General features: G+C 74.6%; 13 protein-coding genes and 1 tRNA gene. 3 read left to right on the forward strand and 11 right to left on the reverse strand.

Features of this window, described 5'->3' with window-relative positions:
* Nucleotides 1–148 precede the first annotated feature (148 nt).
* Nucleotides 149–1,000 carry a Bax inhibitor-1/YccA family protein gene (locus tag ACERUJ_RS04705; RefSeq protein WP_370247296.1) on the reverse strand — a complete coding sequence of 284 codons (852 nt, stop codon included), beginning with the start codon at nucleotides 998–1,000 and terminating at the stop codon, nucleotides 149–151.
* A gap of 202 nt (nucleotides 1,001–1,202) precedes the next feature.
* On the opposite strand from ACERUJ_RS04705, the gene ACERUJ_RS04710 reads away from it, so the two are divergent.
* Both ACERUJ_RS04710 and ACERUJ_RS04715 read left to right on the forward strand, forming a co-directional pair.
* Nucleotides 1,203–3,380, forward strand: a complete 2,178-nt coding sequence (locus ACERUJ_RS04710) for an acyltransferase family protein (protein ID WP_370247297.1) — start codon at nucleotides 1,203–1,205, stop codon at nucleotides 3,378–3,380.
* Nucleotides 3,381–3,484: 104 nt separating this feature from the next.
* Entirely contained in the window at nucleotides 3,485–4,798 is a 1,314-nt protein-coding gene (locus ACERUJ_RS04715) for a lipase family protein (protein ID WP_370247298.1), read from the forward strand.
* 23 nt (nucleotides 4,799–4,821) lie between these two features.
* Here ACERUJ_RS04715 and ACERUJ_RS04720 read toward each other — a convergent pair.
* From ACERUJ_RS04720 to eno, 8 genes are all read right to left on the reverse strand, one after another.
* A tRNA-Leu gene (locus ACERUJ_RS04720) sits at nucleotides 4,822–4,895 on the reverse strand.
* A 43-nt stretch (nucleotides 4,896–4,938) separates the two neighbouring features.
* The gene (gene def / locus ACERUJ_RS04725; RefSeq protein WP_370247299.1) at nucleotides 4,939–5,514 is read right to left on the reverse strand and encodes a peptide deformylase; all 576 of its coding nucleotides are present in this window, start codon (nucleotides 5,512–5,514) and stop codon (nucleotides 4,939–4,941) included.
* Nucleotides 5,511–6,047: a glycine cleavage system protein R gene (locus ACERUJ_RS04730; protein ID WP_370247300.1), complete on the reverse strand. Its 537-nt coding sequence runs from the start codon at nucleotides 6,045–6,047 to the stop codon at nucleotides 5,511–5,513. The genes def and ACERUJ_RS04730 overlap by 4 nt, the downstream gene beginning before the upstream one ends.
* Entirely contained in the window at nucleotides 6,044–6,763 is a 720-nt protein-coding gene (locus ACERUJ_RS04735) for a uracil-DNA glycosylase (RefSeq protein WP_370247301.1), read from the reverse strand. The genes ACERUJ_RS04730 and ACERUJ_RS04735 overlap by 4 nt, the downstream gene beginning before the upstream one ends.
* A gap of 11 nt (nucleotides 6,764–6,774) precedes the next feature.
* Entirely contained in the window at nucleotides 6,775–7,743 is a 969-nt protein-coding gene (locus ACERUJ_RS04740; RefSeq protein WP_370247302.1) for an exopolyphosphatase, read from the reverse strand.
* Entirely contained in the window at nucleotides 7,740–8,234 is a 495-nt protein-coding gene (locus ACERUJ_RS04745) for a DUF501 domain-containing protein (protein ID WP_370247339.1), read from the reverse strand. Before ACERUJ_RS04745 ends, ACERUJ_RS04740 begins: the two co-directional genes overlap by 4 nt.
* Nucleotides 8,235–8,269: 35 nt before the next feature.
* Entirely contained in the window at nucleotides 8,270–9,028 is a 759-nt protein-coding gene (locus ACERUJ_RS04750; protein ID WP_370247303.1) for a septum formation initiator family protein, read from the reverse strand.
* Nucleotides 9,029–9,058: 30 nt separating this feature from the next.
* Entirely contained in the window at nucleotides 9,059–10,336 is a 1,278-nt protein-coding gene (gene eno, locus ACERUJ_RS04755; protein ID WP_370247304.1) for a phosphopyruvate hydratase, read from the reverse strand.
* 151 nt (nucleotides 10,337–10,487) lie between these two features.
* Between eno and ACERUJ_RS04760 the strand changes: the two genes are divergently transcribed.
* On the forward strand, nucleotides 10,488–11,066 hold the full coding sequence (locus ACERUJ_RS04760; protein WP_370247305.1) for a tetratricopeptide repeat protein: 579 nt from the start codon (nucleotides 10,488–10,490) through the stop codon (nucleotides 11,064–11,066).
* A 13-nt stretch (nucleotides 11,067–11,079) separates the two neighbouring features.
* Here ACERUJ_RS04760 and ACERUJ_RS04765 read toward each other — a convergent pair whose 3' ends face one another.
* Together ACERUJ_RS04765 and ACERUJ_RS04770 are read right to left on the reverse strand one after the other, a co-directional pair.
* Entirely contained in the window at nucleotides 11,080–11,523 is a 444-nt protein-coding gene (locus ACERUJ_RS04765; RefSeq protein WP_370247306.1) for a MazG nucleotide pyrophosphohydrolase domain-containing protein, read from the reverse strand.
* Nucleotides 11,524–11,533: 10 nt separating this feature from the next.
* Nucleotides 11,534–12,277 carry a hypothetical protein gene (locus ACERUJ_RS04770; RefSeq protein WP_370247307.1) on the reverse strand — a complete coding sequence of 248 codons (744 nt, stop codon included), beginning with the start codon at nucleotides 12,275–12,277 and terminating at the stop codon, nucleotides 11,534–11,536.

The raw sequence follows: 12,277 nt of genomic DNA on the forward strand, positions 1-12,277 counted from the left end.
ACAAGCAATCGGCAGGCGTCTTCGGCCGAATCGCCTGCCGATTGCTTGTGACGACGGACAACAGTGCCCCCAGGACGGACCTCGGCCCGCGCACCCGGACGGGCGCGGGGCGGGGTGGTGGGCGCCGGGCGTGCCGGCGCGGGACCGGTCAGTCCTGCTGGAGGATGGCCAGCAGGCGCAGCAGGTTGGTGTAGATCCAGACCAGGCTGACGGTCATGGCGAACGACGCGCGCCACGACTCGTTCTCCGGCAGGCCGTTGCGGATGCCCTGCTCGACGAAGTCGAAGTCGAGGATCAGCATGAACACACCGAGGGCCAGACCGGCGATGGCGGTGACCATGCCGAGCCCACCGAAGCCGAAGAGGCCGAAGGAACTGCCGAAGAGGCCGAGCATCAGCTCCATCAGGCTCAGCGCGACCATGCCGAACATGGCGGCGATGACGAAGGTGCGGAACTTCTGGCCGACCTGGATGTCGAAGAACTTGTAGGCGGCCAGGGTGCCGCCGAAGGCGGCGAAGGTGCCGATGACGGCCTGGACGACGATGCCGTCGCCGAAGTAGGAGTCGAAGAACTTGCTCAGCGCACCGAGCGCGACACCCTCGAAGGCGGCGAAGGCGAGCACGAGGGCCGGGCTGGCGACCCGCTTGAACGAGTTCACCATCGATAGCGCGAAGGCACCGATCGAGCCGATCGTCATGGCCGCGAACAGCGTGCCGAACTCGGCCCCGGTCACGGAGATGTCGGGGGTGATGATCCAGGTCGCGAAGGCGAAGGCCACGACGACGGCCAGCGTGATGGCGGTGGACTGCACGACCGTGTCGATCGTCATCCGACCGCCGCGGCGCACGGCGTCGTAGCCCATCGGGGCCGGCGCGCCCCAGGCCTGCTGGCCCGGGTCGCCGTAGCCCGGCTGGCCGTAGGGGGCCTGGGCCTGCCCGTAACCGACGCCGGCCCGGTTGAACTCCTCCGAGCGGCGGAACACCGGGTTGTTGCTCTGCATGGTCTCCTCCTTGGAGGACGGTAGGTGGTGCGGGTGAGAGTCCACCCTGCTGGATGTCCTCTACCCCGTGCAACGACCGGGCACCCGCGAGAGTTCCCGGAGGACGCCGGGGGCGGCTCACCGCGGCGTGAGGCCGGTCTCATCGACCCCGTTGCTACCCTCGGGCACGGCCCACGGACGTCGCGAGGAAGGAGCCGGCCCGGTGACCTCGCGACCCGATCGCACCTCCGCCACGGCGTCCGGGTCCCCCCGGCCGGGGCTGCGCGGCGACATCCAGGGCCTGCGCGCGATCGCGGTGCTCACCGTCGTCGCGGGCCACGCCGGCCTCACGTGGCTGCCCGGCGGGTTCGTCGGGGTGGACGTGTTCTTCGTGATCTCGGGCTTCCTCATCTCCCAGCTGCTCTACCGCGAGGTGGAGCGCTCCGGGCGGGTCTCGCTGGCGGAGTTCTACGCCCGCCGCGCCCGCCGGATCCTGCCGGCCGCCACCGTGGTGGTGCTCGCGACCCTCGCGGGCGCCCTGGTGTGGGCGAGCGCGCTCGACACGATCGAGGCGACCAAGGACGCCGTCTGGGCCACGTTCTTCGCCGCCAACATCCGCTTCGCCGCGGTCGGCACCGACTACTTCGCCGCCGACCAGGGGCCCTCGCCGCTCCAGCACTACTGGTCGCTGTCGGTGGAGGAGCAGTTCTACCTCGTGTGGCCGCTGCTGCTCCTGCTGGTGGTCGTGCTCGCCCGACGCCGGGCCACCGCGCGCCGCGACGCCGGCGCCCGACGCCGCGAGGCCCTGCCCCGGCTGACCCTGTTCTGGGTGCTGGCCGCCGTCACCGCCGCCTCCTTCGCCTACGGCGTGCTGCACACCCAGGCCGACCCGACGGCGTCCTACTTCTCCACCCCGGCGCGGGCCTGGGAGCTGGGCCTGGGAGCGATCACCGCGCTGGTCGCCACCGCCGTGGCGGGCCGGCTCGGCGCGCCGGCCCGGGGCGCCCTGGCGCTGGTCGGGCTCACGCTCATCGGCTACGCCTGCGTGGCCTTCGACGAGACGACGGCCTTCCCCGGCGTCGCCGCCCTGGCCCCCGTGCTGGGATCGGCGCTGGTGCTGTTGGCGGGCGCGGGTCGGCACGAGCGCGAGCCCTGGCCGATCCGGATGCTCGGGGTGCGCCCGATGCAGTGGGTGGGCGACCTGTCCTACTCGCTCTACCTGTGGCACTGGCCGCTGCTGATCCTGCCGACGATGACCGGCGCGACCCTCTCCCCGGTGGAGTCGGCCGGACTCGTGGCGCTGGCGTTCGTGCTCTCGATGCTCACCTACCGCTACGTCGAGACCCCGCTGCGCGAGGCGCGTCGGCTGCCGCGTCCCCGGGCGCTGGCGCTGTACCCGGTCACGATCGCGCTGGTCGTGGCTGGCGCGATCGGCGCGCGGCAGCTCGCCGAGGCCGCGCTCATCGGCGACGGCACCACGATCACCGTCGCCGACGCGCGCGCCGAGCCCGACGTGCGCCTGAGCAAGAACGACACCATCGCCCTCGTGCAGGCCTCGGTCATCGCCGCCCGCGCGGGTCACGAGGTGCCCTCGACCCTGCGCCCGCCCCTGATCGGGATCGGCGACGACGTGCCCGACGTCGGCGCGTGCGACTACACCGACGGCACGGTGCGCGAGCTCTGCCCCCGCGGCGACACCGACGCCGACCGCACGCTGGTGGTGCTGGGCAACTCCCACGGCCGGATGTGGATCCCGGCGTTCGAGCGGATCGCGCAGGCCGTGGGCTACCGCACCTACTACTTCGTCAAGCCCAACTGCACCGCGGCCTCGCTCGTGGTGAGCGACGTCGAGCCGGCCACCCGCAACGAGCCCTGGACCGACTGCCTGGACTGGCGGGAGTGGGCCTTCGAGCAGATCGAGGCCCTGCAACCCGACCTCGCCGTGGTGTCGACCAGCGGACCCAACCCCGGCATCTTCCTGCCCGACGGCGCCCGGCTGGGGCAGTCCGACCCGGGCCGGGTCGAGGCCACCGAGGCCGGCTTCGTGACCACCTTCGAGCGGCTGGAGCAGGCGGCCGACCGCGTCGTGCTGATCCGCGACGTGCCCAAGGCCGAGGTCGCCGCCCCCGACTGCCTGGCCTCCGGCAAGGGACTGCGCGAGTGCATGTTCACCCCGATGCCCGAGCAGGAGGTCGACAGCGACGCCTCCCAGCGCGCCGCCGAGGAGGCCGGGGTCGACGTCGTGGACCCGCGGCCCTGGCTGTGCTTCGAGGACCAGTGCCCCGCGGTCATCGGCGACGTGCTGCCCTACCGCGACCGCGGCCACATCTCCGCGCTCTACGCCGGCGAGCTCGCCGACGAGCTGGGCCGCAAGATGGGCATCTGGGACGGCGGCCGCTGAGCCGGACAGCCCCGGGCGCACGGGCGTGACCTCCGTCACGTCGCGTCGTTGAACCGGCAGCCCGCTCCCCCACCGTCGGGCCCACCGCACCGACAGGACCCGCGATGCGCCCCACGCTCCCCCGGCTTCTCCGCACCACCCACCCCACCAACCCGGCCCGTGGACGACGACGTCGGTGGCGCCACGCCCTGCCGATCACCGGTCCGATCGGCCTGGCCACCCTGCTGCTGGTGCTCGGGCTCAGCAGCCTCCCGGACCTGCGCACCACCGAGGGCGAGGTGCGCACCGCGCCGCGGGTCGGCGCCACGAACCCCGACACCGACCCCTTCTACCGCTCCGGACGCGACCTGCGCGGCCTGGCGCCGGGCACGATCCTGCGGTCGCGCCGCGTGACGTTGGCGGCGCTGACGCTCGTGCCGACCGGCGTCACCGCGACCCAGGTGCTCTACCGCACCACCGACCAGATCGGGCGGCCCGCGCTGGCCGTCGCCACGATCATCCGGCCGCGGGCGGCCCGCGCCCACCGGCTGGTGTCGTACCAGACGTTCTACGACGGCCTGGCCGGCCGTTGCGCGCCGTCGTACTACCTCCAGGGCGGCACCCCGCCCCTGGCCTCGGGGGTGATCGACGCCGCGCTCCTGACGTCCTACCTCTCCCTGGGCTACACCGTGGTGACCGCCGACTACGAGACCACCGAGCACCACTACACCGCCGGGCAGGGCTCGGGCCGCGCCACCCTGGACGGCATCCGCGCGGCGCTGCACCGCCTCGACGCGAGGCCGGCGCGCACGCGGGTCGCGATGGTCGGGTACTCCGGCGGGGCGATCGCCTCGGCGTTCGCCGCCGAGCAGGCCGCACGCTACGCCCCCGAGCTCGACCTCGTGGGCACCGCCGTGGGCGGACCGCCGGTGAGCCTGGCCCACACGCTGCGCTACATCGACGGCTCGCCCACCTGGACCGGCACGCTTCCCTACGCCCTGGTCGGCCTCGCGCGCGGCTTCGGGGTGGACCTGCGTCCCCACCTCACCCCGCTCGGGCGCACCGAGTTCGCCGACGCCGGCCGCGGCTGCCTCAACCCGGTGGGGGTCTACGGGATGACGGACCTGTTCAAGGCCCGCGACCCCTACGCGATCCCGGTGCTGCGCCGGATGCTGGCCACGGTGACCATGGGGCGCACCGCCCCCGACCATCCCGTGCTGCTGGGCGTCGGGAACTACGACGGCCGCGGCGACGGCGTCATGATCGCCCGCGACACCCGCCGGCTGGCGGCGTCGTACTGCGCCCGCGGCACCCGCACCCAGTTCCACGAGTACACCGGCCTGGACCACTACGGCGCCATCACCCGGTTCTCCGCCGACGCCCTCGCGTTCGTGCAGGCGCGGCTGGAGGACCGGCGGGTGCCCACCACCTGCCGCTGACGCGGTCCCGACGGACCACCGCGTGCCCCCGGTGGGACTCGAACCCACACTGCAGCGTTTTTAAGACGCCTTCCTCTGCCGATTGGGATACGGGGGCGGGGCTCCCGGGCGGGCCGGGAGGAGTGAGGACCCAGGGTGACCTAGAGGTAGGTCTGGCGGGCGTGGATGGCGTGGGCGCCCGCCACGCGGTCGAGGAACAGCAGTCCGGCGCAGTGGTCGATCTCGTGCTGCAGGGCGCGGGCCTCGAAGGCGTTGGCGTGGAGCACGACCTCCTCGCCGGTGCCGGGCAGCTGCCCGCGCACGACGACGCGGGAGGCGCGCTTCACGTCGCCGGTGAGGTCGGGCACGCTCATGCAGCCCTCGCGGGCGCGCTCGTTGCGGCTGGACTCCACCACCTCGGCGTTGCACAGCACGAAGGTGCCGTGGTGGTCGCGGGTCTTGGGGTGGGCGGCGACGTCGACGCAGAACACCTGCACCCCCACCCCCACCTGGGGCGCGGCGAGCCCGACGCAGCCGGGGCTGACCCGCATCGTGGCCACGAGGTCGGCGGCCAGCTGCACGACCTCCGACGCGGTGGGGTCGACCTTCTCGCCCGGGGTGGACAGCACCGCGGCCGGTGCCCGGACGACGTCGAGCACCCGCCCCTCGACGCCGAGCTCGGCCTCGGTCCAGTCACGCACCCGGGGGTCGACCGACGAGGACTGCGGATCGCTCACAGCTCGTCGGCCTCCGCCGGGCGCAGCGTGGCCTGCACGCCCAGGGCGCGGGCGGCCGCCCCGATCGCGGCCTCCACGACGGCGGGGTCGGCGCCGGTGGGCAGGTCGAGCTCGGCGATCAGCAGGTACAGCTCGCCGGCCAGCCGGGTGGTGAGGTCGGTGACGTTGCCGCCCACCCGGGCGACCTCGGCGATGACGGCGGACACGATGCCGGCGCGGTCGCCGCCGTGCACGGTGAGCACCCACGGCGAGCCGGCGACGGCGTCAGCCCGCTCGGCGGGCACCTCCCGCACGGTGACGTCGAGGGTGCCGTCGGCGGTGAGCGGGGCCAGGGCCGCCTCGATCTCGCCCTGCGAGGCCTCGCCGGCGCAGATGAGCATCATCGCGAAGTGGCCCCGCAGCAGGGTCATCGTGGAGTCCTCGAGGTTGAGCCCGAGTCCGGCGAGGCGCTGGGTCGCCTCGGCGATGATGCCGGGCCGGTCGTGGCCCAGGACGGTGATGGCGTGGAGGTGGTCGGCAGGTGCGTCGGTCACGGCTGCATTCTGGCAGCGGCCCGACCGAGCACGTCGTCCAGCATCGGTTCGGTGAGCCGACCGGTGAAGGTGTTCTGCTGGCTGGGGTGGTAGCTGCCCAGCAGCAGCACCTCCCCGTGCGGGCCGCCGAGCACCGCCTCGGCACCGTGGCCGAAGCGCGGTTTGGGGCGCGGCACCTCCCATCCGGCCTCGCGCACGGCTCCGAGCACGGCGTCCCAGCCGATGGAGCCGAGCGCCACCACGGTGCGCACCGTGGGGGCCACCAGCGCCAGCTCGCGGTCCAGCCAGGTGCCGCAGGTGCGCTTCTCCTCGGTGGTGGGCTTGTTGTCCGGCGGGGCGCAGTGCACGGCCGCGGTGATGCGGGTGCCGTGCAGCGCCAGCCCGTCGCCGCGACGGGTGCTCGTGGGCTGGGAGGCCAGCCCCACCCGGTGCAGCGAGGCGTAGAGCCAGTCCCCGGACCGGTCGCCGGTGAACATCCGCCCCGTCCGGTTGGCGCCGTGGGCGGCGGGCGCGAGACCGACGATCAGCACCGACGGCGTGGCGGAGCCGAACGCCGGCACCCCCCGGCCCCAGTACTCCTCCTCCGCGTAGGAGGCGCGCTTCTCACGCGCGACCTGCTCGCGCCACGACACCAGCCGCGGACAGCGCCGACAGCGCGCGATCTGGGCGTCCAGGCGGGCGAGCCGCTCGATCCGCACCGGCTCCGGGAGCACCATCCCCCGCCCCCTCAGCCGGGGAGCCCGGGGAGCCCGGGGAGCCCAGGGAGCATCGAGGCGGCGATGCCGTCGAGGATGTCGCACTCGGAGACCACCAGCTCCGCCGCGCCGGCGCGCTCCAGCACCCGGGTGACGATGAGGCCGCCGGCCACGATGACGTCGGCGCGACCCGGGTGGAGCCACGGCAGGTGACGCCGCTCGGCCACCGGCATCGCAGCCAGCCGCTCGACCAGCGCCACGACGTCGTCGGTGGCCAGGCGGGCGCGGTGCAGGGCGTCGCGGTCGTACTCGGTGAGCCCGAGCACGCCGGCGGCCAGGGTGGTCACGGTGCCGGCCACGCCCACCAGGGTCGCGGCGCCTGCGGGATCGACCGGGCACGCGTCGAGGGCGGCGTCGACGTCGGCGAGCAGCGCGGCCTGCTCGGCCGGGGTGGCGGGGTCGGAGAGCAGGTGGCGCTCGGTGAGCCGCACCGAGCCGATGTCCATGGAGTGCGCGGCGGTGGGGGTCGGCACCGGGGTGGCGGTGCCGGCGATGAGCTCGGTGCGGCCACCGCCGACGTCCATGACCACGAGCGGCTCCGGGGCACCGGCGAGGGCCGCCACGGCACCGCCGAAGGCGAGCGACGCCTCCTCCTCCCCGCTCACGACCTCGGGCTCGCAGCCCAGCCGCGCCCGCACGCCCGCGACGAACTCCGCGGCGTTCTCGGCGTCGCGGCTGGCGGAGGTGGCACAGAACCGCACCCGCCGCACGTCGTGGGCGGCGATGAGCGCGGCGTACTCCTCCAGCGCCATGAAGGTGCGCGCCAGGGCGGCGGGGGCCAGCCGACCGGTGCGGTCGACGCCCTCGCCCAGCCGCACCATCCGCATCTCGCGCACCTGCTCGCCGGCCGGGCCGGTGATGAGGAGCTTGACGGTGTTGGTGCCGCAGTCGATGGCCGCGACCTGTCCCCCGCCCACCGGGGTCGCCGGGGTCGCCGTCATGCCGGCTCCTCCGCCGTGGCGCACGGCCCCTTGGCCCAGAACTCACCGAGGGTGGCCAGCACCTCGTCTCCGAGCGGGTTGACCCCCGGGCCCGCGGCGAGGGCATGGCCGGCCAGCACGTGCAGGCACTTCACCCGGTCCGGCATGCCGCCGGCGGAGACACCCTCGATCTCGGGCACCTCCCCGAGCGCGGCCCGGGCCGCCAGGTAGTGCTCGTGGGCGGCGCGGTAGGCCGCCGCCAGCTCGGCGTCCTCGCCCAGGCGGGCCTGCATCGTGCGCATCACGCCGTCGGCCTCCAGCGTGCCGATCAGCGACGCCGCCCGGGGACAGGTGAGGTAGTAGGTGGTCGGGAACGGCGTGCCGTCGGGCAGCCGGGGCTCGGTGGCCACGACGTCGGGGTTGCCGCACGGGCAGCGGTGCGCGATCCCGGCCACGCCGCGCGGCGGGCGCTTGAGCTGGGCGGCGATCACGGCCTCGTCGTGGGCGTCCATGGGCTCGGCGACGGGAGGAGGGTTCACGCCCCGCATCATCCCGCGTCGGCGTCGTCGCCGTCGTCGGGGGCGCCCTCGGGGTCGGTGATCTTCAGGGCGGGGGGCGGGTCGGTGCGGCGCGGCGGGTCGCCGGCGACCTCCACCGAGGCCCACGCGGCGTCCCACCAGGCCGGCGGCACGGTGCTGCGCGAGGACGGCGGGTCGAGCACCGCCTCGGGCTCCAGCGGCGCGCCGTCGCGCAGGGCGACGAACGGGATCTCGCCGGGCGCGACGAGCCCCAGCGCCCGGCCCTGCTGCTCGATGAAGGCGGGGTCCTTGCGGCGCTCGATCTCGCGCTCGCGCTCGGCGATCAGCGCGGTGTCGGCGTCGATGCTGCGCTGCAGCTCCTGCAGGTGCGCCCGCTGCTGGAGGTAGGCGCGCAGCATCGAGGAGTAGGAGACCGCCAGCACGGCCAGCACCACGACGAGCACGACGGCCCGGCTGGTGACGCGGCTGCGGTGGGCCCGCTCGCGCTCGGCCTGCGCCCGGGCGCGCGCGTCGCGGCGGGCCTGCTCGCGGCCGGCGGCCGAGGACCGGCTGCGGTCGGCCCGCTCGGCGCGGGCCGCGCTGCGGGGCCGCGCACCGCCCGGCGTCGCACCGGAACGGGCGGGCCCCTCCGGACGGTCGGGGCGGCCGGGTCGGCTGGAGCGGTCGGTGGGCCGGGCCGAGGAGCGGGTGCTGCTGCGGGGGTGGCTGCGCGGGCGACCGGCCTGGCCGGCGCCACGGCGCGCAGACGGTCCGGACGGGGAAGGCATGGGGTCATCCTCCCCCGTCCGGGCCCGGGATCAGCGCTGGAAACGCGGGAAGGCGGCGGCTCCGGCGTAGCGGGCGGCGTCGCCGAGGTCCTCCTCGATGCGCAGCAGCTGGTTGTACTTCGCCACGCGCTCGGAGCGGGCGGGGGCACCGGTCTTGATCTGGCCGCAGTTGGTGGCCACGGCGAGGTCGGCGATCGTGACGTCCTCGGTCTCGCCCGAGCGGTGGCTCATCATGCAGCGGTAGCCGTTGCGGTGGGCGAGGTCGACGGAGTCGAGGGTCTCGGTGAGCGAGCCGATCTGGTTGACCTTCACCAGCAGGGCGTTGGCCTGGCCCCCGGTGATGCCGCGCTGCAGGCGCTCGACGTTGGTCACGAACAGGTCGTCGCCCACGAGCTGGGTGCGGCTGCCGAGGCGGTCGGTGATGGCCTTCCAGCCCTCCCAGTCGTCCTCGTCCAGCGGGTCCTCGATCGAGACGATCGGGTAGGCCGAGACCAGCTCGTCGTAGTAGGCGGTCATCTCGGCGGCGGTCTTCTGCGCGCCCTCGAAGGTGTACAGCCCGTCGGTGCAGAACTCGGTGGCGGCCACGTCGAGGGCGAGCACGACGTCGGTGCCGAGGCTCAGGCCGGCCTTCTCGATCGCCTCGGCGATGAGGTCGAGCGCGGCCCGGTTGGAGGTGAGGTCGGGGGCGAAGCCGCCCTCGTCGCCGACGCCGGTGGCCAGCCCGCGGGCCTTCAGCACCGACTTCAGCGCGTGGTAGACCTCCGCACCCGTGCGCAGCGCCTCCCGGAAGGTGGGGGCGCCGATCGGGGCGATCATGAACTCCTGGATGTCGACGTTGGTGTCGGCGTGCGCCCCGCCGTTGAGGATGTTCATCATCGGCACCGGCAGCACGTGGGCGTTGGGGCCGCCGACGTAGCGGTAGAGCGGCAGGTCGGCGGAGTCCGCGGCGGCGCGGGCGACGGCCAGGGAGACGCCGAGGATCGCGTTGGCGCCCAGCTCGGCCTTGTTCGGGGTGCCGTCGAGCTCGAGCATGGTCTGGTCGACCAGGCGCTGCTCGTCGGCGGGCAGGCCCTCGATGGCGGGCGCGATGCGGTGCAGCACGGCCTCCACGGCCTTCTCCACGCCCTTGCCGAGGTAGCGGTCGCCGCCGTCGCGCAGCTCCACGGCCTCGAACGCGCCGGTGGACGCGCCCGAGGGCACGGCCGCCCGCGCGGCGATGCCGTCGTCGAGGACGACCTCGACCTCGACGGTGGGGTTGCCGCGGGAGTCGAGGATCTCGCGGGCGTGAACTGCGTCGATGCTGGCCACTGGCTGTGCTCCTGGGATCGGGGGTGGGGATCGGGGGTGGGACCGGGCGGACGTCCGGGCTGTGTGCCGGGCGCCCAGCCTAGGCGGGTCGGTCCCACGACGGCGTCCCGAGGTCCGCGCACCGGAACCGCGGTGCCCTACCCTCGGAGCCGTGTCTCCCCGCCTCCGGGCCCCCGCACCGGCCACGACCGTCCTGCTCGCACCCCTCCTCCTGGTGCTGTGCCTGCTCGGCATCACGGCCTGCGGCGGGGGCGACGACGACGCGGTGCCACCCCAGGTGCAGGCGCTCGCCGACCGGCTGCAGCAGGGCCTGGACGCCATGGCCGACGGCGACGTCGACGCCGCCCGTGCGTCCTTCGACGCCGCCCTGGAGATCGACGCGACCAACGTGCTGGCCCACTACAACCTCGGCTACCTGGCCCAGGTCGAGGGCGACGCCCGGACCGCGCTGGCGGAGTACGCCACCGCCCTCGACGGCGACCCGGCCTTCGAACCCGCGCTGTACAACCGGGCGATCCTCACCGAGAGCAGCGACCCGGACCAGGCGGTCGCCGACTACCGCGCGGTGCTCGCCGCGAACCCCGACAACGCCCCCGCGCACGTGCGCCTGGGCTACCTGCTGATCCATCTCGGCGACACGCGCGAGGGGCGTGCGCTGGTGAAGCAGGGCGTCGCACTCGACGCGAGCCTGGCGGACCTCACCCCGCCGTCGTATAACGACCGATCCTGATCCGGGGCCCGGATCAGGCGCGCTCGGCGCGCTTGATCTCCTCCCAGCGGGCGGTGATCGCGTCCGCGTCGAGTCCCACCAGGGCCGCACGCTCGGCGTCGGTGCCGAAGACGTGGGGGTTGCGGCGTCGCATCTTCTCGGCCAGGCCGCGGGCGACGTCGTCGATGGTGAACTCCCCGCGCTCCTCGGCGATCGCGGCGTGGAAGTAGATCTGCAGCAGCAGGTCGCCCAGCTCCTCGCACAGGTGCGCGGCACCGCCGGGCACCCCGGCCGCGGCCTCCTCGACGGCCTCGGCCACCTCCGCGGCCTCCTCCGCGAGGTAGGGCAGCAGGGAGGTGTGGGTCTGCTCGGCCTTCCAGGCGCACTCGGCGCGCATGCGCCGCATCATCGCGACGAACTCGACCAGGGGCGCGCCGTCGGCGGGCCCGGGTCCAGGTCCGCGCGCGGCCTGCGACATCGGCGGGATCTCAGCCGCAGCGCTCGGAGGCCGGCAGGTCCTCCGCCGGGGTGTCCTCCCCGACCTTCACCGCGACGCCGGTGTCGGCGGCGGTGAAGGCGCCGTCGGTGAGCGCGATGCCCAGCACGGGGTTGAGCACGACGTCGGCGTCGGTGAACCACGCGGCGATCGCCTGCGCGCCGCGGGTCTGCCCGGCCTGGAGCGCCGCGGTGGGGTCGGCGGGGTCGGTGGCGGGCGCGGTGCCCTCCTGCTCGAGCAGCGCCTGACCGAGGCCGATCGTGCCGGCCTGGCTGTAGATGCTGGACTCGCTGAGCGTGCGCATGGCGTCGCGCTGGGCCTCCGGCACGGTGGCCAGCCCCTGCTCGTTGCTGGCCAGCTGCTCGTCGTAGCCGTCCACGAGCGAGGCGCCGGTGTCGGCCAGCAGCGCCTTGACGGCGACCTCGCCGGCCAGGGTCTGCACGACCTGGAGCCGCAGCGCGCTGCGGGTGGTGACCTCCGTGGCCGGCGCGCCGTCCTCGGCGAGGGTGGCGTAGTAGGCGCACGCGTCGGTGACCAGGTCGTTGACCTCGTCGAGGGTGTAGGAGGTGCCCGCGACCTCGAAGGCAAGACTGGGCCGGATCGCGGTGGCGTCGGAGACGCCGCAGCCGCTGAACGCGACCGCACCCAGGGCCAGCAGGGCGACCGGGGCCATCAGCCCGAGCGGTCGGCGGGACCGGTGACCCCGGCGGGGCCCGGCGATGAGCTTCGCGCCCAC

It is taken from the genome of Nocardioides sp. (assembly GCF_964228225.1).
In the GTDB taxonomy this organism is placed as follows: Bacteria; Actinomycetota; Actinomycetes; order Propionibacteriales; family Nocardioidaceae; genus Nocardioides.